Origin of the sequence: Reyranella sp. (assembly GCF_044224635.1) — a bacterium.
Classification (GTDB): domain Bacteria; phylum Pseudomonadota; class Alphaproteobacteria; order Reyranellales; family Reyranellaceae; genus Reyranella.
Window position 1 is genome coordinate 80,075 of record NZ_JBGAKA010000013.1, and the last position, 22,125, is coordinate 102,199.

The 22,125-nt window shown below is 66.7% G+C and carries 16 protein-coding genes; 11 read left to right on the top strand and 5 right to left on the bottom strand.

The genetic code is table 11. The features are described 5' to 3' along the window. Positions 1-82: 82 nt before the first annotated feature. Positions 83-988 (top strand): TauD/TfdA dioxygenase family protein, encoded by a 906-nt coding sequence (locus tag ACILR9_RS14175; RefSeq protein ID WP_395710581.1) that lies wholly within the window; start codon positions 83-85, stop codon positions 986-988. Between the two features lie 336 nt (positions 989-1,324). On the opposite strand, the gene acnA is transcribed toward ACILR9_RS14175, so the two are convergent. The 4 genes from acnA to tcuA all read right to left on the bottom strand — a co-directional run bounded on the left by acnA (position 1,325) and on the right by tcuA (position 8,547). Further along, positions 1,325-3,979 carry an aconitate hydratase AcnA gene (gene acnA / locus ACILR9_RS14180; RefSeq protein WP_395710582.1) on the bottom strand — a complete coding sequence of 885 codons (2,655 nt, stop codon included), beginning with the start codon at positions 3,977-3,979 and terminating at the stop codon, positions 1,325-1,327. A gap of 84 nt (positions 3,980-4,063) precedes the next feature. After that, on the bottom strand, positions 4,064-5,542 hold the full coding sequence (locus ACILR9_RS14185) for an MmgE/PrpD family protein (RefSeq protein ID WP_395710583.1): 1,479 nt from the start codon (positions 5,540-5,542) through the stop codon (positions 4,064-4,066). A gap of 231 nt (positions 5,543-5,773) precedes the next feature. Next, on the bottom strand, positions 5,774-6,724 hold the full coding sequence (locus ACILR9_RS14190; protein ID WP_395710584.1) for a LysR substrate-binding domain-containing protein: 951 nt from the start codon (positions 6,722-6,724) through the stop codon (positions 5,774-5,776). 314 nt (positions 6,725-7,038) lie between these two features. Beyond that, a complete protein-coding gene (gene tcuA / locus ACILR9_RS14195; RefSeq protein ID WP_395710585.1) occupies positions 7,039-8,547 on the bottom strand; it encodes an FAD-dependent tricarballylate dehydrogenase TcuA in 1,509 nt (502 codons plus the stop codon). 494 nt (positions 8,548-9,041) lie between these two features. Here tcuA and ACILR9_RS14200 point away from each other — a divergent pair, with 494 nt between their 5' ends. After that, positions 9,042-10,019 carry a Bug family tripartite tricarboxylate transporter substrate binding protein gene (locus ACILR9_RS14200; protein ID WP_395710586.1) on the top strand — a complete coding sequence of 326 codons (978 nt, stop codon included), beginning with the start codon at positions 9,042-9,044 and terminating at the stop codon, positions 10,017-10,019. A gap of 478 nt (positions 10,020-10,497) precedes the next feature. On the opposite strand, the gene ACILR9_RS14205 is transcribed toward ACILR9_RS14200, so the two are convergent. Next, positions 10,498-11,484, bottom strand: coding sequence for an NAD-dependent epimerase/dehydratase family protein (locus ACILR9_RS14205; RefSeq protein WP_395710587.1), 987 nt, complete (start codon positions 11,482-11,484; stop codon positions 10,498-10,500). A gap of 263 nt (positions 11,485-11,747) precedes the next feature. Between ACILR9_RS14205 and ACILR9_RS14210 the strand changes: the two genes are divergently transcribed. The 9 genes from ACILR9_RS14210 to ACILR9_RS14250 all read left to right on the top strand — a co-directional run bounded on the left by ACILR9_RS14210 (position 11,748) and on the right by ACILR9_RS14250 (position 21,907). Then, positions 11,748-12,509, top strand: a complete 762-nt coding sequence (locus ACILR9_RS14210) for a dienelactone hydrolase family protein (protein WP_395710588.1) — start codon at positions 11,748-11,750, stop codon at positions 12,507-12,509. Positions 12,510-12,520: 11 nt separating this feature from the next. Then, positions 12,521-12,826, top strand: coding sequence for a DUF6295 family protein (locus tag ACILR9_RS14215; protein ID WP_395710589.1), 306 nt, complete (start codon positions 12,521-12,523; stop codon positions 12,824-12,826). Positions 12,827-12,842: 16 nt separating this feature from the next. Next, a complete protein-coding gene (locus ACILR9_RS14220; protein ID WP_395710590.1) occupies positions 12,843-13,271 on the top strand; it encodes a nuclear transport factor 2 family protein in 429 nt (142 codons plus the stop codon). 261 nt (positions 13,272-13,532) lie between these two features. Continuing rightward, entirely contained in the window at positions 13,533-14,300 is a 768-nt protein-coding gene (locus ACILR9_RS14225; protein ID WP_395710591.1) for an IclR family transcriptional regulator, read from the top strand. Positions 14,301-14,323: 23 nt separating this feature from the next. After that, positions 14,324-16,366: a hydantoinase/oxoprolinase family protein gene (locus ACILR9_RS14230; RefSeq protein WP_395710592.1), complete on the top strand. Its 2,043-nt coding sequence runs from the start codon at positions 14,324-14,326 to the stop codon at positions 16,364-16,366. A gap of 11 nt (positions 16,367-16,377) precedes the next feature. Beyond that, the gene (locus ACILR9_RS14235; protein ID WP_395710593.1) at positions 16,378-18,378 is read left to right on the top strand and encodes a hydantoinase B/oxoprolinase family protein; all 2,001 of its coding nucleotides are present in this window, start codon (positions 16,378-16,380) and stop codon (positions 18,376-18,378) included. A gap of 7 nt (positions 18,379-18,385) precedes the next feature. After that, a complete protein-coding gene (locus ACILR9_RS14240) occupies positions 18,386-19,162 on the top strand; it encodes an SDR family NAD(P)-dependent oxidoreductase (protein WP_395710594.1) in 777 nt (258 codons plus the stop codon). Between the two features lie 238 nt (positions 19,163-19,400). Further along, a complete protein-coding gene (locus ACILR9_RS14245) occupies positions 19,401-20,333 on the top strand; it encodes a polysaccharide deacetylase (RefSeq protein WP_395710595.1) in 933 nt (310 codons plus the stop codon). Positions 20,334-20,353: 20 nt separating this feature from the next. Next, positions 20,354-21,907: an ABC transporter substrate-binding protein gene (locus tag ACILR9_RS14250; protein ID WP_395710596.1), complete on the top strand. Its 1,554-nt coding sequence runs from the start codon at positions 20,354-20,356 to the stop codon at positions 21,905-21,907. Positions 21,908-22,125 lie beyond the last annotated feature (218 nt).

The following is a 22,125-nucleotide window of genomic DNA, read 5'->3' on the forward strand; positions in this document are numbered from 1 at the left end:
CGATATTCAGGCGCGTGTTTCCCGGGTGTTAGCCTCTCGGATCACGACCGCCAAAGGCGGCGATCTTGTCGGGAGGAACGACATGCGGCTCGATCTGCGCCCGCTCAACCCAAGCTTCGGTGCCGAGGTGGCGGGCATCGACTTGTCGACCCCGCTGGACAGCGAGACCTTCGCGAGGATCGAGAAGACGTTCGACCGGCATTCGCTGCTGCTGTTCCGCGGCCAGACGCTGGACGAGAACGATCACGTGGCGCTCAGCCGACGCTTCGGCATGCTGCAGAGCCATGTCCTGAAGCCGTACCTCTCCAACGAGCATCCCGAGCTCCTGGTGCTGTCGAACATCAAGGAGAACGGCCGGGCGACGGGGATCGGCGACGCGGGTCAGATCTGGCACGCCGACACGTCCTACGTCGAAACGCCGTGCCGCTGCTCGCTGCTGCTCGGCCGCGAGATCCCCGCACCCGAGGGCGACCGCACCTTCGGCGACACGGTGTTCCTGAGCGCCGCGGCCGCCTACGACGCGTTGCCCGAGGAGAAGAAGGCGGCGCTGGCGCAGCTCACCGCCCCGCATTCCTTCATCCATTACTACAAGCTGAAGCAGGCCCAGGGCTCCAACCGCCCCGACCTCACCAAGGAGCAGGAAGCCGAGGTGCCGCCGGTCAACCAGCCGGTCGTGCTGGCGCATCCCATCACCGGCCGCAAAGCGATCTACGTCAATCCGTCCTACACGACGACGATCAACGAGCTGCCGGACGCAGAAGGCCGCGCGCTGCTCGACGAGCTGTTCACCCATCTGATCAAGCCGGAGTTCGCCTATCGCCACAAATGGCGGCCGGGCGATCTCGTCATCTGGGACAACTACGCGACGCAACACCTGGCGATCGGCGACTATGCCCTGCCGCAGCGTCGCCTCATGCATCGCACCACCGTCCTGCTGCGCGACGACGCCAAGGCCCGGCTTGCCGAGACTCGCAGGGCCCTTGTTTAGCGCTCACATCTAGAGCGTCACCTTCCCGGATCGAAGCGCCAACCTTTATGGCGACGTCCAAGTCTTTGTCGTCCTGAGCGCAGCGAAGGACCTCATCACCGCCTGCACGAGAGCACTTTGAGACTCCTGGCGATGATCCTTCGCTGCGCGCAGGGCGAAAGAATGGATGCCGAGTTGGTTCCACGTAAACCAATCATGCTCTAATAAGAGACAGGCTCTTCCGCTGGGAGCGCGCCACTTCAGGCGGAGTAACCTCCGCCGGCGATGGCGCTCATCGTCTCGATCCCAGATCCCATGGGCGTCATCGGAGTGGCGCGCTCCCAGCAAAGAATCCCGTCAGGCGACCGCCTGAATCAGATTGTCGAGGATGTACGGCATCATGCCGCCTGCCCGCACGTAGTCGAGCTCGGCCTGGGTATCGAGCCGCAACCTGAGCGGCACGGCGAGGATGCTGCCGTCGCGACGGTGGATGCGAAGCATGATCGGCTGGCCCGCGCGCACCTCGCCCGCCAGCCCGGTCAGGTCGAGCGTCTCGGTGCCGTCGAGGCCGAGCGTTTCCGCCGTCGTGCCTTCCGGAAACTGGCACGGCAGCACGCCCATGCCGACCAGGTTGGAGCGGTGAATGCGCTCGAAGCTCGCGGCCACGACCGCCCGCACACCGAGCAGCCGGGTGCCCTTCGCCGCCCAATCGCGGGCGCTGCCGGTGCCGTATTCCTCGCCGGCCACGATGACCAGCGGTACGCCTTCCTGCTCGTAGCGCATCGCCGCATCGTAGATCGTCGTCTCCTCGCCCGACGGCTGGTGCCGCGTGAATCCGCCCTCCCGGCCTGCCGCGACGCGATTCTTCAGGCGAACGTTCGAGAAGGCGCCGCGGATCATGACCTCGTGGTTCATGCGCCGCGCGCCGTAATTGTTGAAATCCTTCGGCGCGACGCCGTTTCCCTGGAGGTAGCGCCCGGCGGGCGACTCCCGGCCGATGCTGCCGATCGGAGAGATGTGGTCAGTGGTCACCGAGTTGCCGAGGATGGCCAGCGCCCGTGCACCGACGATATCCTGCAACGCTGACCGGCGCAGCGGATCGGCGAGAAACGGCGGCTCCTTGATGTAGCTCGATCCGCTGGCCCATGGAAAAAGCGCGCCCGACTCGAACGGGATGTCGCGCCAACGGGGATTGAGGTCGGCAAGGTCGCCGGAATAGGTCTCGCGGTAGAAGGCGGGATCGGCGGCGGCGGCCAGCGCGTCGGCGAGCTCGGCGGCGGTCGGCCAGACGTCGCGCAGGAAGACGGGATCGTTGGCCGGCGTGCGGCCAAGCGGCTCGCTCTCGAGGTCGATGTCCACGGTGCCGGCGATGGCGAAAGCAACCACCAGCGGCGGGCTGGCGAGGTACGAAGCGCGCACCGACGGATGGATGCGGGCCTCGAAGTTGCGATTGCCGGACAGCACGGCGCAGGCGATGAGATCGCGCGCCTTGATCTCCTCCTCGAGCGCCGGATCGATCGGCCCTGAGGCGCCGACGCACGTGGCGCAGCTGTAGCCCGCGACCGCAAAGCCCATCGCGTCGAGGGAAGCCTGCAGGCCGCTGGCCTCGAGGTAGCGGCTGACGACGAGCGAGCCCGGCGTCAGCGAGGTCTTCACCCAGGGCGCGGCGCCGAGGCCAAGGACCGCGGCCTTCCGGGCGAGCAGGCCGGCCGCCAGCATCACGCTGGGGTTCGACGTGTTGGTGCAGGACGTGATGGCGGCGATGACGACATCGCCGTTGCGCGGACGGCGCCGCGCTTCGGTGGCGGTATCGGCCGGCAGATCGAAGGCGGAGCGGAAGTTCGCCTTGAGCCCCTGCAGCGCCACCCTGTCCTGCGGCCGCTTCGGTCCGGCGAGGCTCGGTCCGACCGATGACAGATCGAGCTCGAGGACAGCGGAATAATCGACCTCACCAGTGCGCGGCGCGCCGAACAGGCTCTGGGCGCGATAGTACTGCTCGGTGGCGCGGACACGATCCTCCTCTCGTCCGGTCTGGCGCAGGTAGCGGCAGGTCTGCTCGTCGACCGGGAAGTAGCCGATGGTCGCTCCGTACTCCGGCGCCATGTTGGCGATGGTGGCGCGGTCCGGCAGGCTGAGCGTCTGAACTCCTTCGCCGTGGAACTCGACGAACTTGCCGACGACCTTGGCCTTGCGCAGCATCTCGGTGACATGCAGAACGAGATCGGTGGCGGTGACGCCCTCGCGCAAGGTACCCGACACGCGCACGCCCACGACATCAGGCGTCAGGAAGCTCACCGGTTGGCCGAGCAGCGCACCCTGCGCCTCGATCCCGCCGACGCCCCAGCCGACGACGCCCAGCCCGGCGATCATGCAGCTGTGCGAATCCGTGCCGACCATCGTGTCCGGAAAGCACAGGCCATCTTTCAGCAGGATCCCCGGCGCCAGGAACTCGAGATTGAGCTGATGCAGGATCCCGGTCCCTGGCGGCAGCAGCCTGATGCCGTCGTACGCCTGCATCGCCCACTTCACGAACTGGAAGCGCTCGTGATTGCGCTCGATCTCGAGCGCCATGTTGCGCTGCAGCGCATCGGGCGTACCGTGGAAATCGACGCTCAGGGTATGGTCGAGCGCCATGTCAACCGGAACGGCGGGAGCGACCGCGCCGACCGGCAGGCCGCGACGGTGCATGGCGCCACGCATCGCCGCCAGATCGCCCAGCAGCGGAATGCCCGCCGCACAATTCAGGATGATGCGTCCCACGGTGAACGGGATTTCCTCGCTGCGCGGCGCATTCGGCTGCCAGTTGGCGAGGGCGCGTACCTGGTCTTCCGTGATGCGACGTCCATCGCAGCGCCGCAGCAGGGATTCCAGGACGACTCGCAGCACGACCGGCAGGCGGGAGATCGCGCCAAGCCCCGCCTTCTCGAGCTCGGGCAGGGCAAAGTATCCGGTCCTGCCGATGCCGGGCAGGTCGATGGTCCTCTGAGTCCGTGTGGCAATAGGGTTCGTCATGACACTCTCACTTTCCTCCCCAGCTCCGTTGGGGAGGTGCCCCGTCATACGGGGCGGAGGGGTCATGAGCCCCGGTCCCGCTGCTCATGACCCCTCCGTCGCCGAAGACGGCGACACCTCCCCAGCGGAGCTGGGGAGGAGAGTGAAAGGCGCGCCCATATGCGCCTGCCCTGCCGCCAGCGGGCCTGCTCTCAGTCGTCTGGCGAGAGGATCGATGCTCGGCAGCCGTTCCAGTCGCGCGACGTCGTCGGCGATGGCTTGCGCTTCCGGCGCAGCGAGGCGCCGGCTCGCCAGCAACATGAATTTGGCCCGCAGATCGTCGCTCGAGCAGGGATCGGCCGGCGTGCCGCGGCATTCGTCGACGCGCGCCAACACCGGGGCAGCGCCCGCGACCGAGAGCTCGACGCTGGCCGCGAACTTCGCCGGATAGACCGCTTCGGCGGCCGGATCGACATGGATCTCGACCTTGCGGGCGACGGCACGCAGGTCGGCATCGGCGACCCTTTCCTTGGCGTATTCCGTCGGATCACGCGGATCGCCGAGCAGCGACAGCGCGGCGCAGTAGGGAATGCTGTACTGCGCGCCCATCGTGTCGAGCGGCGCGGGCTCGCCATTGTTGCGCGCGGCGTAAGCGCTGACGCCGACGCGCACCTTTTCGACGTCGGCGGCTTGAAAGGTTCTGTTTCCTCGCAGGTCTGACAGGATCTGCACGACCGACTGGATCCAGCCGCAGATCGGATAGACCTTGAACCATATGTCCATGACCGCCCAGTCGCGGCCGAGCCCGTGCGTCAGCCGCTCGGGGCGCGCCGTATCGCCGCCGAACACCTCGAGCAGGCCCATCTTGCCGTCGATGGCGTTCGGCGGGCCGGTGAACTGGCGCGCAGCCAGGCGGCTCATGCGGACGCCGGCCTCGGCGGCGCGGCCGAGATGCAGGCGCTTGACCATGCCGCCGCCGTGGCCGGCGGCGAAATTCTTGACGCCCGAGGACGCCGAGCAGGCAAGCCCGATCGCCGAGCGCAGGTCGGCGAGTGGCAGGCCCATCACCATGCCCGCCGCGATCGTCGCGGCGATCGGCGCGGCCAGGCTGGTGGTGTGGAAGCCGCGCCGCGCCGGCCCGTCGCCCAGGCTGAGCCCGACCCGATGCATGATCTCGTAGCCGGCGACGATCGCCAGCAGCACGCGCCCGCCCGAGGCGCCGCATTCCTCGGCAGCCGCCAGCGCCGCCGGGATGACGGCGGCGGCCGGATGGACAATCGACTCGGCGATCAGGTCGTCGAGCTCGAAGCCATGGATTGCGGTGCCGTTGCACAGTGCCGCCGCCGGCGCGGGCAACGGCCTGGTCCGGCCGATCACGGTGCAGGCGCCGGCCAGGCCGTCCGCATCCATCTCCTCACAGAGGATGCGCGACCACGGCTGCTCCGAGCCGAACAGGCCGCAACCCAGCCCGTCGAGCAGGCAGTCCTTTGCCTTGATCACCACCTCAGGCGGCAGATCGTCGAGCGTCAGTCCGTGCAGGACGCCGATCAACCGGCCGGCGTCGGTTTCGCTGACATCGTCCACGCGCGTTCGCCTCCCCTGAGAGCTGCTCATGCTCCCCCTCCCCAGCGAAGCTGGGAGGTGTCGCCGTCTTACGGCGACGGAGGGGTCAAGGGCCGCAGTCCCGTTGCCCATGACCCCTCCGTCGGCGATTACGCCGACACCTCCCCAGCGAAGCTGGGGAGGAGCACATGAGGCTACGAATCGCCCCCGCCGCGGGCAATCCGCAAATCACCATAGTGGTATGGCGATTATCTATTGTGGCTCCTCCGCATCGCCCGAAGCCGCGGCCTCACGGCTGGCGAGAACCTTGCGGCGCGTCAGGGCGGGCGAGAGCAGCTCCATGAAGTCGAGCTCGAGCTTGCGCAGGTAGCTGCTACGGCGGAACGAGACATAGGCCGGGCTGGAGCGGAAGAGATGGCTGACGTCGCGCGCCTCGAGGTCGCCGTCATGGGCCGGATCGACCGCGACGGAAGCCATGATCGCAATCCCCATGCCGAGCTCGACGTAGGTCTTGCCGACGTCCGAATCGACGCCCGAGAACGGGATGGTCGGCGTGATGCCCTTCTGCAGGAAGGTCTCGATGATGTTCCATCCGCCGCTGCGAAAATTATCGTGGGCAATGATCGGATAGCCGGCCAGGTCCTTCAGGCTGATTTTCTCGAGGTCGAGGATCGGATGGCCCTTCTTCGCCATCACGCAACGCGTCACCGTGAGGCACGGCAGGCGCACCAGGCCGAGGAAGGTCTTCAGGCTTTCCGTGCCCACGCCGAGGTCGGCATGGCCAGCATGGACATACTCGCACACCTCGGTCGGATTGCCTTGCATCAGCCCGACCTGCACCTTGGGATGCTTCTGCAGGAAGGCCTGGACGACTTTCGGCAGGACGTATCGCGCGAATGTGTGCGTGGTGGCGATGATGAGCTTGCCGCCCTCCTCCTTGTTGTAGTCGTCGCGAATCTTCTGGATGTCGGCGACCTCACCGAAGATGCGCTCGGCGATCTCGATGACCGCACGGCCGGCTTCGGTGACACCGACGATCCGGTTGCGCGTGCGCTCGAAGATGTCGAAGCCCAGCTCGAGCTCGAGCAACCGGATCTGCTTGCTGATGCCGGGTTGGGAGGTGTGCAGCGCCTCGGCCGCGTCGGAGATGTGATTGCCCCGCCGGTACACCTCGACGACGTATCTGAGCTGGCGGAGTTGCATTGCCTTCGGCACCCGGACGTGTTCGACCCGTCAGCCGTCTGGTGCAGCGGCAGGCCTGCGGCAATGACCTTAGCAATATTGGGCGTCGCCGCTAGAGCAGCGTTGCGCGGCCCGCTGCCCAGTATAGGGCATTCGCATTCAAAAAACACCGTCATCCCGACCGGAGCCGAGCGCAGCGAGGCGTAGTGGAGGGACCTTTCATGTTATCGACAAGGAACGGTCCCTCGACTGCGCCGCCCTACTGGCAGCTCCGCTCGGGATGACGGAGAAAAGGCCCATGCGAATGCCCGCGCTGCCCGGCGGGCGTGGCGGCGCTACTGCGCCGCCTGGACCTGCAGAGTGCGCGCCGCAACCGCCGCGCTGCGTCCGGCCAATCGGCCGAACACCGCCCCGCTGGTAAGTCCAGTCGAGCCGGGATAGTTGAAGTAGAACAGCCCGCCCACCATCTCGCCGGCGGCGTAGAGGCCGGGGATCGCGCGATGATTCTGGTCCATCACCTGGCCTTCGGTGGTGATCCGGAGCCCGCCGAACGTGAAGGTGATGCCGCAGGTCACGGCATAGGCTTCGAACGGCGGGTTCTCCAGCGGAATGGCCCAGTTGGATTTCGGGATGGCGAGACCCAGCGTGCCCCGTCCGTCCTTCACCGTGGGGTCAAACGGCACGTCGCGTTTCACCGCGGCATTGAACTCGCGGACGGTGGCGAGGAGCTGCTCGGTGTTCACGTCGTCGATCTTCGCGGCCAGCTCCTCGATCGAGCTGGCGACGACCTTGGTCACCCGGCGGGCGCGGTACTCGGGGCGCAACAGGTGGCTCACCGAAGAGTCGAAGAGCTGCCAGGCGAACTGGCCAGGCTGCTTCATCACGATGTGGCCGTACTTGGCATAGGTGTAGTTGCGGATGTCGGCGCCCTCGTCGAGAAAGCGCCGGCCTTCGCTGTTGACCATGATCGAGAACGGATAGCTGTCGCGCTCATAGTCGTCGGTCACCGAGAAATCGCCGAAATTCTCGGCGTAGCGTTCCCAGCTGACGGCGTGGCAGCCCGACCAGTTGCCGCATGGCTGCGCGCCGATGCGCAGCGCCATCTCGAGCCCGTCGCCGGTGTTGAACCGGGTGCCGCGCACCTTGGCGAGGTCCCAGCCCGGGCCGAGATAGCGGGTGCGCCATTCGGTGTTGGCCTCGAAGCCGCCGCAGGCCAGGATCACGCAGCGCGCACCGAGGCGCGTCGTCTGGCCGGCGATCTGGGCCACGACGCCGTGCACGCCGCGATCCGACGATTGCAGCTCGCGCACCCAGGCATCGTAGACGATGTCGACGCCCTTTCGCGTCGCCGCCCTGTACAGGTAATCGACCATGCCGCGGCCGGCACCCGAGACGGCCAGCGTGGCGCCGCCCCAGAACTTGAAGCGCCCGTTCACCTTGAACGACTGGCGGCCGAACTGTGGGATGAAGCGCAGCCCGTGGCTGCGCAGCCAGTGAATCGTCCGATTGCTCTGCCGCACCAGGATCTCGCACAGGTCAGGGTCGGTGCGGTTCTCCGTCACCCGCGCCATGTCGTTGAAGAAATCGTCCTCGGTATAGCTTCCGAAATCGCTCTTCCTTTCCTCCTCCGAAAGATCGGGGGAGAGCGCGACGATGTCCTCGGCGCCGTCGTAGACGAATCGCATCAGGCCTTCGGTATAGGCCGTGTTGCCGCCGCGCTCCTCTTCCGGGGCCCGCTCCAGCAGCAGCACGCGCGCCTGTTCCTCTGCCGCCGAGATCGCAGCACAGAGCGCCGCGTTGCCGCCGCCGACGACGATCACGTCGTATTCTTTCCCAGGCTTCATCGGAATCCCCGTTCCTCCGTGGCCCTCGAGCGGGCGGACGTCCAGGAACGCCCTACCACCGCCGACGCCTGGCTGGTTAGAATGCTTGGTCATTCCAGTATGGCGAATGAGCTATGCCGACGGTGTGGCCAGGGCATTCGCATATGGGCGCGCCTTTCATTCTCCTCCCCAACTCTGTTGGGGAGGTGTCGCCGTCTTCAGCGACGGAGGGGTCATGAGCAGCGGGACTGAGGCTCATGACCCCTCCGCCCCGTATGACGGGGCACCTCCCCAGCAAAGCTGGGGAGGAGAAGGAGGAAGCGTCCACATGCGAATGCCTTGGCAGTGTGGCCGGCAGGTCGAGGATGCCCGTCCGGCATACTTCTATAAGCCCTCCGTAGTTGACCATGGCGTGCCGGCCGGGAACGCTTCATCCTTCATGAAACGGGCCCGACCGCGGGCGCCCAGAACAAGACAGCAAGGGATGGAGACGTTCGATGGGATCGAGATTGGCGATGGGATCGAGAGTCGCGTTCATCCTCGCCACGGCCGTGGCGTGCCTCGCCCAGCCTGCTGGCGCCCAAACCTATCCCGATCGTCCCGTCAGGATCGTCGTGCCGACCGGCCCGGGCGGCGCCACCGACATCGTGACCCGCGTGGTTGCCGAGAAGGTCCAGGCCTCCCTCGGGCAGCCCGTCGTCGTCGAGAACAAGCCCGGCGCCAATGGCAATGTCGGTGCGGCCTACGTGCTGTCGCAGCCTGCCGACGGATACACCCTGATGATGGGCCATATCGGGCTGATGACGATCAATGCCCACTTCTACAAGGACATGAAGTTCGATCCGCTTCAGGAATTCGCGCCGGTCATTCGCGCGACGACCTATGCGAACGCCCTGGTCGTCACCAACAGCCTTCCCATCCATTCCACCAGGGATCTCGTCGAGCACGCGAAAAAGAGCTCCACGGGCCTCAAGTTCTCGTCGGCCGGTGTCGGCGGCTCCCTCCACATGGGCTTCGAGCTGTTGAAGGTGGAGGCCGGCTTCGAGGCCCAGCACATTCCCTACACCGCGACCGCCAAGGCCCTGCTGAGCGTGATCTCCGGCGAGACGGATGCCCTGTTCGCCGACGTGCTGGCGGCCATCCCTCACATGTCCAGCCGTTCCCTGCGCGGCATCGCCATCAGCAGCAAGCAGCGCTCGCGTCTGCTGCCCGACCTGCCGGCCGTTGCTGAATCGGGCATCCCGGCGCTCGCCAACTTCGACGTGGTCGGATGGAACGGATTGGTGGTCAAGACCGGCACGCCGGCCGACCGCATCAAGCTGATCAACGAGCACGTAAGACGCGCGCTGGAGTCCCCCGACATGGCCGAGCGCATGTCCAAGCTCGGCGCCGACGTCGCCGTGATGTCGCCCGAGGAATTCGGCGCCTTCATGCGCGCCGAGGACAAGAAATGGGGCGACCTGGTGAAGAAGGCTGATCTGAAGGTCAACTGAGCCCATCTTCGCCTCTCCAGCTCCGCCGCTACGGAGTGGACACATTTCGAGTCCCTCCCTCGTAATCGGGGGAGGTGCCCCGTCATACGGGGCGGAGGGGTCATGAGTCTCCCGGACGGCGTGCGTCCCGCTCATTCATATGCCGGGAGCGCGTCACTCTGAGCTTGTGAATTTATGGCCGATGCCGCCTTCGTTCCGAAATTGAAGAAACCAAAGGTCCTCGCTGCGCTCGGGATGACAACGATACTGTCGCCAGCGACAACAATACTGTCATCCCGAGCGCAGCGAGGGACCTTTCTCGGATCTGCGGCCAAAGTCGATGCCGGCAATAATGTGATTTCACATGCTCTCTGTGGCGTTCCTCTCATGGGGTCACACATCCCACCATGAGCGCCACGGAGTGGCGCGCTCCCGGCTCATGACCCCTCCGTCCGCGCAGACGCGGACACCTCCCCAGCGAAGCTGGGGAGGAAATGAATCAGCCCGCCTCTTCCGCCGACCAGGCGATGATTCGCCGAAGCCCTTCCTCGATCGAGATCTCCGGGCGCCAGCCGAGCTGCTGGGCGATCTTGGCGTTCGAGAATTTCAGCGTGCTCGACACGGTCGCGCGGATCTTGCCCTCGATCTTCTTGTGCTCGGGCTTCAGGTCCGAGCCCATCTGCTTCAGGATGATGCCGACCAGCTCGTTCAGCGACGTCGAGATGCCGGTGGCGACGTTGTAGGATTCGCCCGACGCCTCGGACTCCATCGCCATCACGTTGGCGCGGGCAATGTCGTGGATGTGGATGTAGTCGTGCACCTCGCTGCCGTCGTCCGGGATCACCGGCCGCTTGCCCTGGCGGATGCTGTCGATGGTATCGACGATGTAGGCCGAATTCAGCGCCCGGCGATGCTGCCGTTCGCCGTACACCGAAGAATAGCGCAGCGAGACGAAGGGCACGCCATAGCGGCTGTGGTAGAGCCGCCCCAGATTCTCGCCGATGATCTTCGATCCGCCATAGAGCGCCGCTCCCGGCTGCTGGCCGCTCCACACCCAGGGCGCCTTCTCGGTGGTGACGTCCTCCTCGGTCTCGCCATAGACGGCCACCGACGAGGCGAAGATCACCTTGACGCCGCCGCGATAGCGGCTGGCCTCGCAGATGTTCAGCATGCCCTGCACGTTCACCGCCAGCCCGAGCTGGGGATTGAGCGACAGAGGCAAGGTCAGGAATCCGGCCACCGCGAACACGCCCGCCGCATTCTCGAACGCGTCGAACAGCTCGTTGGTGCGCAGGATGTCGCCACGCGCGAACTTCACCCGCGGATCGCTGACGACGCCGCTCACGGTATCCATCGTGCCCAGGGCGAAATTGTCGAACAGCACGACCTCGCGCGCACCGCCACGCAGAAGATGCTGCGTGATCTCGGAGCCGATCTGGCTGAGCCCGCCCGCGATGACGAATTTGTTGCCTTCGATCTTGGCCATTTCCCCCTTCACCCTGATTGCATTGCCTGTCGCGGCGCGGAGTATGGCAGAGCGCCGGCGAGCGCCAAGATCGGGGCTGAGCCTTTTTTGGCTATCCTACTATGCTGGTTTGGCGGCGCGTTGTTGCACCTACCCGGCGATCGTCGAATACTCCCTCCGCGACGAGCGCCGGAAGCAGAGGGAGTCCGGTCGGCTCATCGGTGACGACGCGGCGCGCCGATTCCCGGATGGACGCCCCAGCCTACGCTCATGGAGGAAGATCAATGTCATTCTACCGAGGCATGACCTGCGAGAACGTGACTCTCAAGGGCGACAAGGGAACCTCGATCACGGCCTACGTGGCCAAGCCGGCGGGCACGGGCCCCTTCCCGGGCGTCGTGCTCATTCACCATCTGCCGGGCTGGAGCGAGCTCTACATCGAGACGACGCGCCGGTTCGCCCATCACGGCTACATGGCGATCTGCGCCAATCTCTACGAGCGTGAGGGCGGCGGCAGCGACGGCAATCCGGACGACGTCGCCGCCAAGGTGCGCGCCGATGGCGGCATCGCCGATTCGCAGATGGTCGGCGACACCGCGGCGGCCGTGCAGTGGATGCGCGCCCAACCCAATCTCAACGGCAAGGTCGGCGTGTTCGGCTCCTGCTCGGGGGGCCGTCATGCCTTCATCTACGCCTGCCAGAAGAAGGACGTCGATGCCTGCATAGACCTGTGGGGCGGCCGCGTGGTGATGGGCAAGGAGGAGCTAAACGCCAAGACACCGGTCGCGCCGATCGACATGACCAAGGACCTCGCCTGCCCGCTGCTCGGCCTGTTCGGCAACGACGACCGTGCGCCCAGCCCCGAGCAGGTCGATCAGCACGAGGCCGAGCTCAAGAAGCTCGGCAAGAACTACGAGTTCCACCGCTATGACGGCGCTGGCCACGGCTTCTTCTACTGGCATCGGCCGCTCTACCGGGCCGAGCAGGCGATGGACGGCTGGAGCAAGGTGTTCGCCTTCTTCGGCAAGCATCTGGCGAAGAAATAGGAGATCCACCCATGTGTACCTCGATCATCGAGATCGCACCGGCGGAGGGCATGGCCAAGCGCGGCGACGAGTGGTTTCCGCTCACCCAGTCCGTGGTCGCCTACGACCACGCCCGCCATGCGCCGCTGGGCGACGTGATCACGCTCGACTTCTTCAACACCAACCTCGACGCCGGTGCGCGCGCCGCGGTCGAGCTCACGCTCGACTCGGCCAAGGAGCTGCGGGCCGCTCTCGATCGGGCGATCGCCGCGGCGGAATACGAGGAAGCCGAAGTCCGGGGCAAGGGCGCCAGACCCGTGCTCGTCCAGGCGGCGTGACCACACCGATCGAGGGATGACTCCTCATGAAGATAGGGAGTCGATCCGCGAGCTGTTGAGTGACTACAGCTTCCGGATCGACGCCTTCGAGTTCGCCGAGCTCGGTGCCCTGTTCACCGAGGACGGCGAATGGATCGCGCGCTACGCCAGGGCGCGCGGCCCGGCCGAGATCGCCGCGCTGATGGCGCGCAACATCCCGACCGAGCCCAAGCGCAAGCACTTCATCATGAACAGCCTGATCAGGCTCGACGGCGACAAAGCCACCGCCCGCACCAGCTACCTGGTCGTCCTCCAGGCCGCCGGCGCCGGGCTGGTGCCGTCGGTCGCCGGCACCTACGAGGACCAGCTCGTGCGCATGCCCGCCGGCTGGCGCTTCCGCGAGCGCCGGCTCGTCCACGACCTCGCGGCCGACCTCGGATTGAACCTGCCGAGCACTCGCGGCTGACGCTCTTGTCCTCCTCCCCAGCTTCGCTGGGGAGGTGTCCGCGTAAGGCGTTTGGCCGCTCCGCGGCCAAAAGCCGATGCGGACGGAGGGATCATGAGCAACACGACTGAGGCTCATGACCCCTCCGTCGCCGTATGACGGCGACACCTCCCCAGCAGAGCTGGGGAGGAGAATGAGAAACGCCACCCATCGACCGCCGCCTTGACACTGCCGTCGCTGGCGCGCGAACGTCGTTTTGTTAGAAGAACGCAGTTCACATCCATGAACGACAACGTGAAGTCCGCCGCCCGCGTGCTCGACATTCTCGAGCTGCTATCGCGCAGCGACGAGCCGATGGCGCTCAGGGACCTCGTCGCGGCGCTGGCGCTGCCGAAGAGCAGCGCGCACGCGCTGATGCAGACGCTGCAGGCACGCGGCTACGTCGAGCGCGATGCTGCCGACCGCTACGCCCTGAACGGGTCGCTGCGGCAGTCGGCAGGCTGGATCGGCGGGCCGGAGGCGCATCTGGCGGCGGTGGCCCGCCCGGTCATGGAACGGTTGCGCGACGAGCTCGATGAAAGCGTGTTCCTGGGTGTTCGCGCCGGGCGCGGCGACGTCAAGGTCATCGCCAAGTCGGTCAGCCGGGCGCAGATCCGTTACGACTCGGTCGATCCAGGTCTCAGGCCGGCCTACTGCACCGGAATGGGCCGGGTACTGCTGGCCTATTGGGACAAGAAATCGGCCGATGCCTATGTGCTGCGCACACGGTTGCGCGCCTACACGCCGAGAACCGTCGTCGACGCGGCCAGGCTGCGCGCGATCCTGGCCAAGGTGGCGAAGGACGGTTACGCAATCCTCGAAGAGGAATACGTCCTTGGCGGATCGGCGACGGCGGCGCCGGTGTTCGGCGGCGATGGTACGGTCATTGCTGCGCTGAATGTCGGAACGGTGTCGGCGCGCTATCCGGCGGCCAAGTCGCGGATCGTCTCCGGCGTCGTCCGGGCGGCGGCCACCATCAGCCAGCGCCTCGGCCACCGACGCGCAGCGTAGACCTCGACGGAAGGAGCCCGGCTGTGAGCTATCGGATCGGCGTGGACATCGGGGGCACCTTTGCCGACTTCTGCGCCCTGGACGAGGTGACCGGCCGGCTGGCCACGCTCAAGGTCCTGTCGACGCCGCAGGAGCCCGGGCGCGAGGTCATCACCGGATTGAAGGAGCTCGGCACACGGTTTGGAATCCAGCCGGCCGACATCGGCTATTTCACCCACGGTACCACCGTCGGCATCAACTCGGTGATCCAGCGCAAGGGCATCCGTCTCTGCCTGATCACGACCGAGAACTTCATCGACGTGCTGGAGCTGGCGCGTCTCAAGATGCCCGACCCCTATCACCTGATGTCGTCGCGGGCAGAGCCCCTGGTGACGCGCGATCGCGTGCTGGCGGTGCGCGAGCGGATCCTGGCCGACGGAACCGTGGAAACGCCGCTCGACCACGCCAGCCTGCGCCACGCGCTCGACCAGGCGATGGTGCTCAGGGCCGAGGGAATCGTGCTGGCGCTGCTGCATTCCTATCGCAACCCGGCGCATGAGCGGGAGGCGCAGAAGCTGATCAAGGAGTGGGCACCCACGATGCCCGTGTTCTGCTCCAGCGACGTCTGGCCGATCATCCGCGAGTACGAGCGCACCGCGACCGCCACGATCCACGGTTACGTGCAGCCGAACGTGGCGCGCTACCTGTCGGCCCTGCAGGCCGCCCTCAAGCAGGCCGGCGTCGCTGCCGAGCCGATGGTGACCAAGTCGAACGGCGGGGTCATGACGGCCGAGCTCGGCAAGTCGGCCTGCCTGCAGATGCTGCTGTCGGGCACGGCCGCCGGCGTGATCGGCGCCGGCTTCGTGGCGCGCCAGGCCGGGCTCGACCAGGTGCTGAGCCTCGATATCGGCGGCACGTCGGCCGACGTCGCCATCATCGTGGACGGCACGCCGACCTACGGCACCGGCGAGATGGTGGGCGACTTCCCGATCTACATCCCGACCGTGTCGGTGACCTCGATCGGCGACGGCGGCGGCTCGATCGCCGCGGTCAGCGCGTTCGGCGTTCTGTCCGTCGGCCCCGAGAGCGCCGGCTCGACGCCTGGTCCGGCCTGCTACGGCCGCGGCGGCACGCGGCCCACCATGACCGACGCCTTCGCGGTCTGCGGCATCATCGGCCACGGCAACATCGGCTACGACGCGGTCTCGGTCGACATCGACAAGGCGCGCACCGCGGTCGGCACGATCGCCGGCAAGCTCGGGCGCGGGCTCGAGCAGGCGGCCGAAGCGATCATCCAGGTGGCGGTGTCCGGCATGTACCGCGAGGTCGGCAAGCTGGCTTCACGCCAGGGCATCGACCCACGCGATTTCACCCTGCTGGCGTTCGGCGGCGCCGGGCCGATGCTGGGCTGCTTCCTGGCGCGCGAGCTTGGCATGCGCCAGGTGCTGGTCCCGACGACGCCGGGCGTGCTGTCGGCCCTCGGCGGCCTCGTCGCCGACGTCAAGAACGACTTCATCAGCACCGCCTACTACCCGCTGTCGGCCAACGAGCTGCCGCGCCTGAGAACCGATTTCGACCGGCTCGCCAAACGCGCGACGGCCTGGATCACCGAGGAGCAGAAATTCGCCGGACGCTACGTGCTGCAGCCGGCCGCCGACATGCGCTATCTCGGGCAGTCGTTCGAGATCGAGGTGCCGCTGCAGATGGAGTGGATCGCAGTCGGCGACGTCGAGCGGATCGCCGCCGCCTTCCATGCCGAGCACGAGCGCCTGTACGGCCACGCCGCCGCCTCGACGCCGGTGCACATGGTCAGCCTGCGCATGGTCGTCGTCGGAACCTCGCCGCAGCCGAACTTCCTGGCGCAGCCGAAGCAGACTGATCAGCCTGTCCCCGCCAAGCAGGTCGACGTGTACCTCGATGGTGCCTGGCGCAGCGTGCCGCTCTATAGGCGCGCCGATCTCGGCCACGGGCACCAGCTCGGCAGCCCGTGCGTCGTCGCCCAGGAAGATACGACGATCTGCATTCCCGAAGGTTTCACGGGCGCAGTCGACGCATACGGCAACATTCTCCTGTCGCTCAGCCAGTAGTAGGACACGCGATGCGTATCGATCCGGTCACCCTGCAGATCTTTGCCAACCATGCGCAGGCCGCGGCCGACAGCATGGCGTTCACGCTGTTCCGCACGGCGCACTCGACCTTCGTCAAGGAGACCGAGGATTTCACCACCGGCCTCGCCACGCCGGACGGCATGACGTTCGCCAGCCCGCGTGATCTCGGCGCCACCTGGTTCATCGGCCTCGACTACGCCAACGCGCTCAAGATGATCCCCGACTATCGGCCGGGCGACATCTGCATCACCAACGATCCCTACAGCGGCTTCGTGTGCACCCACACGCCCGATCTGCACATGTGGAAGCCGATCTTCTGGGAAGGCGAGCTGGTCGCCTTCTCGGTGAGCCACATCCACAACACCGATGTCGGCGGCGCGGTGCCGGCCTCGCTGTCGCGCCAGCTCACCGAGGTCCACCAGGAAGGCATCCGCATCCCGCCCAACAAGCTCTACGCCGAGGGCAGGCTCAACCAGGCGCTGCTCGACGTCATGCTGACCAACGTGCGCATGCCGGAGCAGAACTACGGCGACCTGCAGGCGCAGATCGCGGCGATGAACACCGGCGAGCGCAAGGTCCATGACATGGTGCGCAAGTTCGGCGTCGACGTGTTCCGCCAGGGCGTCAAGGACCTGCTCGATCTCGGCGAGCGGCAGGCGCGCGCCCTGCTGAGCCGCATTCCCGACGGCGACTATTTCTTCGCCGACTATCTCGACGAGGACGCGCCGGGCGGCGTGCCGGTGCGCCTGGCGCTCACCCTGAAGATCCGCGGCGACGAGGCGATCCTCGACTTCACCGGATCGGATGCCCAGCTGCAGTCATCGCTCAACGTGCCGACCGGCGGCGCCGAGCGTCACATCCTGCTGATGGTGGGGTACACCTACTGCCTCTACAGCATCGATCCCTCGATCCTGCTGAACGGCGGCATCACCCGGCCGGCGCGCTGCGTCATCCCCGAGGGCACGATCCTCAATCCGAAGTTCCCCGCCGCGGTCGGCATGCGCAGCATGACCTGCGGGCGCCTGCAGGGCCTCACCATCGGCGCCTTCCAGGCGGCGGTGCCCGACCTCCTGCCGGCGGGGCCGGCCGGCAGCAGCGCCATCATGAACGTCAAGACGACCGACAACCGGACCGGGCGGCTCATCATGGCCTCGATCGATCCGATCACCGGCGGCGCCGGCGGCTGGTCGGGCGGCGACGGCGCCGACGGCTCGGGCGCCAATTCGAGCTTCCTCAAGAACACGCCGGTCGAGATCAACGAGACCGAGGTGCCGATCAAGGTGCTGCGCTACAGCCTGGTGCCCGACTCGGGCGGTGCCGGCAAGCATCGCGGCGGGCTGGGCACCCTGCTCGAGTTCAAGGTGTCCGCGCCCAACACCGTCGTGACGGCGCGCAACCGCGACCGCACGCGCTTCTCGTCGTGGGGCAGCAACGGCGGCAAGCCCGGCGCGACGTCCGGCTTCTGGCGCAATCCGGGCCGCAACGACGTTGTCGACCTCGGCAATACCGACGTGGTGGCGCTCGATCCCGGCGACGTGATCCTGGTGACGGCATGCGGCGGCGGTGGCTGGGGGCCGCCTTGGGAGCGCGATGCCAAGGCGGTGCTGTTCGATGTCGAGCAGGGCAAGGTCTCCGTGCAATCGGCAGATGACGATTACGGTGTGGTCATCCGCGACGGTGCAATCGACGAGACGGCAACGGCGGCTCGGCGCGCCCGCCTGGCGGCGCAGGCAAAGCCCGGCATCTTCGCCTTCAACGAGCAGCGCGAGGCCTACGAGCGCGAGTGGACGGACGCGAACTACGCCGCCCTGACCGAGGTGCTGGCCACCCTGCCCATCCACTGGCGTCATTTCATCAAGAAGCGGATCTTCGCCTCGCTGGAGCCGCTGCCGGCCCAGCAACGCCGCGGCGACGGCAGCGAGGTGCGGCGCGCGTTCGAGCTGGCCGTGGCTGAGTTCCCCGAGCTCCGCCAGGCCCAGGCGGCGGAATGAGCGGCTGATGGACATCCATTTCGACAACCAGGCCGTGATTGTTACCGGCGCCGCGCGCGGCATCGGCGGCGGGATCGTCGAGGGCTTCGTCGAGCGCGGCGCCAGGGTGTGGGCCTGCGACGTGCTGGAAAGCGAGCTGGCGGCGCTGAAGGCACGGGTGAAGCCGCAGCGCGGAGGCAGCCTGGAGACTCGCAAGGTCGATCTGACGCGCTCGGCGGAGGTCGATGGCTTCGTGCGCGAGGTCGAGCAGGCGAGTGGCGCGGTCGACGTCCTGGTGCATGTCGCCGGCGGCGTGCGCGGCCAGGTCAAGCGCCCCGTCGAGGAGGTGAGCGACGACGATTGGCGGGCCATCTATGCCGTCAATGTCGAGGGCGCGTTCTTCGCCAGCCGCGCCGTGACGCCGGGCATGAAGAGGAAGGGCAAGGGACGCATCGTCGTGATCGCGAGCCGCGCCGGCCTGGGCGTCAGCCTGACCGGCATCCAGTCCTATGCCACCGCCAAGGCCGGCCAGCTCGGCCTGGTGCGCCAGCTGGCGCACGAGCTCGGCCCGAGCGGCATCACGGTCAACGCCGTGGCCCCCGGTTTCCTGCGCACCAGCCCCGACTACGAGAGGCAATGGGACTCCTACGGCCCCGAAGGCCAGAAGGCGATGATCGAGCGCGTCGCCATGCGCCGCCTGGGCGAGCCGCAGGACATCGCCCACGCCGTCATGTTCCTCGCCTCGCCCTATGCCTCGTGGATCACCGGCCAGGTGCTGCCGGTGACTGGCAGTCCACTTGCATGAGCGTCATGGCCTATGGGCGCGCCTTTCACTCTCCTCCCCAGCTTCGCTGGGGAGGTGCCCCGTCATACGGGGCGGAGGGGTCATGAGCCTCAGTCCCGTTGCTCATGACCCCTCCGTCGCCGAAGACGGCGACACCTCCCCAACAGAGTTGGGGAGGAAAATGAGAGAGCGCCCATATGCGAATGCCCCACCCTAGCCGAGGGGAGAGGAATTCGAGGAAGATAAGGAGGAGGAGACCATGTCTGCACGCCCGACCATCGTTCCCCCCGTCGCCGTTCCAAAGCCCGAAGAGCCCGAGCAGCCCTGGCAATGGTCGGAGGCGCGTTGGCGAGGCATCGTCGAGCGCGTGCGTGCCGGCCGGACACTGCGTCCCGAGATCTGGCCGAACGGCGCACGCTGTGCCGTGGCTCTGTCCTTCGATTCCGACCACGAGACCGGCGAACTGCGCGAGGGCGGCGAGTCGATCGGTCGGCTGAGCCAAGGCCAATACGGCAGCCGCGCTGGCATCCCGCGCATCCTGAAGCTCTTGGAGAAGTACTCGGTCCCGGCGACTTTCTACGTCCCGGCCGTGTCGGCGATGCTGCATCCCGACGAGCAGCGCCGGGTCGCCGCCGAAGGCCACGAGATCGGCATCCACGGCTGGATCCACGAGCGCAACTCGATCCTGCCCGAGGCCTCCGAGCGCGACCTGCAGATGCGCTCGGCCGAGATGCTGGAGAAGATCTCCGGCCAGCGGCCGGTCGGCATCCGCACGCCGTCGTGGGACTTCTCGCCCAACACCCTCGCCATCACGCGCGACATGGGTTTGCTCTACGATTCCTCGCTGATGGCCGACGACGATTGCTACGAGCTGCTGCTCGACGGCACGCCGACCGGAGTCGTCGAGCTGCCGGTGGAATGGATCCGCGACGACGCGGTCTACTTCAACATGAACCGCTTCGCCTCGCTGCGCCCCTACACGCCGCCCTCGTCGGTGCTGGAGATCTTCCGCCGCGAGTTCGACGCGGCCTATGCCGAGGGCGGGCTCTACCAACTCACCATGCATCCGCACATCATCGGCCATCGCTCGCGGATGATGATCCTGGAGGAGCTGATCCGGCATATCCGCGCGCATGCCGACATCTGGTTCGCAACGCACGCCGATGTCGTGCGCTACGTCAAGGGGAGCTGATCGACAGAGGAGGAAGGGGCATGAAACGAAGAAGTCTCGGAGTGCTGGCGGCGCTCGCCGCGGCAGCGTCACTGGCCGTCGCCGGAAGCGCCTGGGCGCAGGGCAAATACGTCCACGCCAACAACAGCGGCTACGACAACCTCGATCCACATGCCGTGTACGACGTCGGCCGCGCCGCATCGCGCATCAACTTCTACGACGGCCTGTACCGCTGGGTCGACAATCCGCCGAAGATGATTCCCTGGCTGGCGGAGAGCTACACCGCCTCGCCCGACGGCAAGACCTGGACCTTCGCCCTGCGCAAGGGCGTGAAATTCCACGACGGCAGCGAGTTCACCGCCGAGGACGTGGTCTACAGCATCGAGCGCCTGCTGGCGATGAAGAAGGGCGCGGCATCGCTGTTCCTGCCGATCATCGATCCGGGCAGCACCAAGGCGCCGGACAAGTATACGGTCGTGTTCACGCTCAAGGAGCCGTCGGCCATCTTCTTCGCCACCGTGCCGGAGATCCTGATCGTCAACTCCAAGCTGGTGAAGAGGAACGAGAAGGACGGCGACTGGGGCGCGGCGTGGCTGGCCAGGAACGTCGCCAGCACCGGCTCCTACAAGCTCAAGCGCTACGATCCGGCGATCGGCTTCGTCGGCGAGCGCTTCAAGGAGCATTTTGCCGGTTGGGAGAAGAAGGCGTTCGACGAGATCGAGTTCCGCACCGTGCTCGAGACCAACACCCGCGTGCAGGGGCTGATCAAGGGCGACTTCCAGGGCACCGACGGCTACCTGCCCTACGACCAGATCCTGCGGTTGAAGGAAGCGAAGAACGTGCAGATCCTCGAGGCCGAGTCGATGCGCGTCTTCTACTTCTCGATCCACAACGCCCGCGGGCCGATGAGCGACGTGCACTTCCGTCGGGCGCTCGCCTATGCCTTCGACTATGACGGCTTCATCAAGGACATCCTGAAGGGTGCCGTCGCCCGCAATCCTGGTCCCAACCCCAACAACCTGTGGGGCGCGCCCAAGGACCTGAAGGGCTTCACCTACGACCTCGAGAAGGCCAAAGCCGAGCTCGCGAAAGTCAAGGAGCCGCTGCGGCCGATCACCATCGGCACACTGGCCGGCTTCAGCGAGACCGAGCAGGCCGCCACCCTGCTGCAGAACGGCGCCAAGAAGATCGGCATCGACATCAAGATCGAATCCGCGCCGTGGCCGGTCGTGCAGAGCCGCATGCAGGATCGCGACAAGAACTACGACATGGTGCCCTTGTGGAAGAGCACCTACTACGTCGATCCCAACAACTGGGTCGGCGAGCTCTACGGCTCGCGCTACATCGGCACGCGCAACGCCTCCTACACCAAGGACGCCGAGCTCGACTCCTGGATCGACGAGGCGCTGGCGGTCAACGATCAGGAGAAGCGCCGCGTGCTCTACGAGAAGGCCGCGACCAAGGTGACCGACGAGGCGATGGGCATCTTCGTCTACAACACCAAATGGTACGGCCCCTACGCCGCCAATGTCGGCGGCATCCGCTTCAGCCCGATCGGCAGCGGCCAGGACATGCGCTGGGCGTACTACAAGTAGATGGAAGAACTCCACGGCGTGGGAACATCTCAAGCGCCTCCTCCCCAGCTTCGCTGGGGAGGTGTCGCGTCATACGCGACGGAGGGGTCATGGGCCGCCAGCACGCGACGTCGTGGCGCTTCTTCATCTTCTTCCGGACCGCGAGCGTCTCACTCGCTCATGCTCATGAGCGAGCGAGACGCCCCGCGGTCCGGAAGAGGGCCTGGAACCAATTCGAT

Coding starts and splice junctions, on each gene's coding strand:
- ACILR9_RS14175 (WP_395710581.1), top strand. CDS start 83: ATGCGGCTCGATCTGCGCCCGCTCAACCCAAGCTTCGGTGCCGAGGTG.
- acnA (WP_395710582.1), bottom strand. CDS start 3,979: ATGACGAACCCTATTGCCACACGGACTCAGAGGACCATCGACCTGCCC.
- ACILR9_RS14190 (WP_395710584.1), bottom strand. CDS start 6,724: ATGCAACTCCGCCAGCTCAGATACGTCGTCGAGGTGTACCGGCGGGGC.
- tcuA (WP_395710585.1), bottom strand. CDS start 8,547: ATGAAGCCTGGGAAAGAATACGACGTGATCGTCGTCGGCGGCGGCAAC.
- ACILR9_RS14200 (WP_395710586.1), top strand. CDS start 9,042: ATGGGATCGAGAGTCGCGTTCATCCTCGCCACGGCCGTGGCGTGCCTC.
- ACILR9_RS14205 (WP_395710587.1), bottom strand. CDS start 11,484: ATGGCCAAGATCGAAGGCAACAAATTCGTCATCGCGGGCGGGCTCAGC.
- ACILR9_RS14210 (WP_395710588.1), top strand. CDS start 11,748: ATGTCATTCTACCGAGGCATGACCTGCGAGAACGTGACTCTCAAGGGC.
- ACILR9_RS14215 (WP_395710589.1), top strand. CDS start 12,521: ATGTGTACCTCGATCATCGAGATCGCACCGGCGGAGGGCATGGCCAAG.
- ACILR9_RS14220 (WP_395710590.1), top strand. CDS start 12,843: ATGACTCCTCATGAAGATAGGGAGTCGATCCGCGAGCTGTTGAGTGAC.
- ACILR9_RS14225 (WP_395710591.1), top strand. CDS start 13,533: ATGAACGACAACGTGAAGTCCGCCGCCCGCGTGCTCGACATTCTCGAG.
- ACILR9_RS14235 (WP_395710593.1), top strand. CDS start 16,378: ATGCGTATCGATCCGGTCACCCTGCAGATCTTTGCCAACCATGCGCAG.
- ACILR9_RS14240 (WP_395710594.1), top strand. CDS start 18,386: ATGGACATCCATTTCGACAACCAGGCCGTGATTGTTACCGGCGCCGCG.
- ACILR9_RS14245 (WP_395710595.1), top strand. CDS start 19,401: ATGTCTGCACGCCCGACCATCGTTCCCCCCGTCGCCGTTCCAAAGCCC.
- ACILR9_RS14250 (WP_395710596.1), top strand. CDS start 20,354: ATGAAACGAAGAAGTCTCGGAGTGCTGGCGGCGCTCGCCGCGGCAGCG.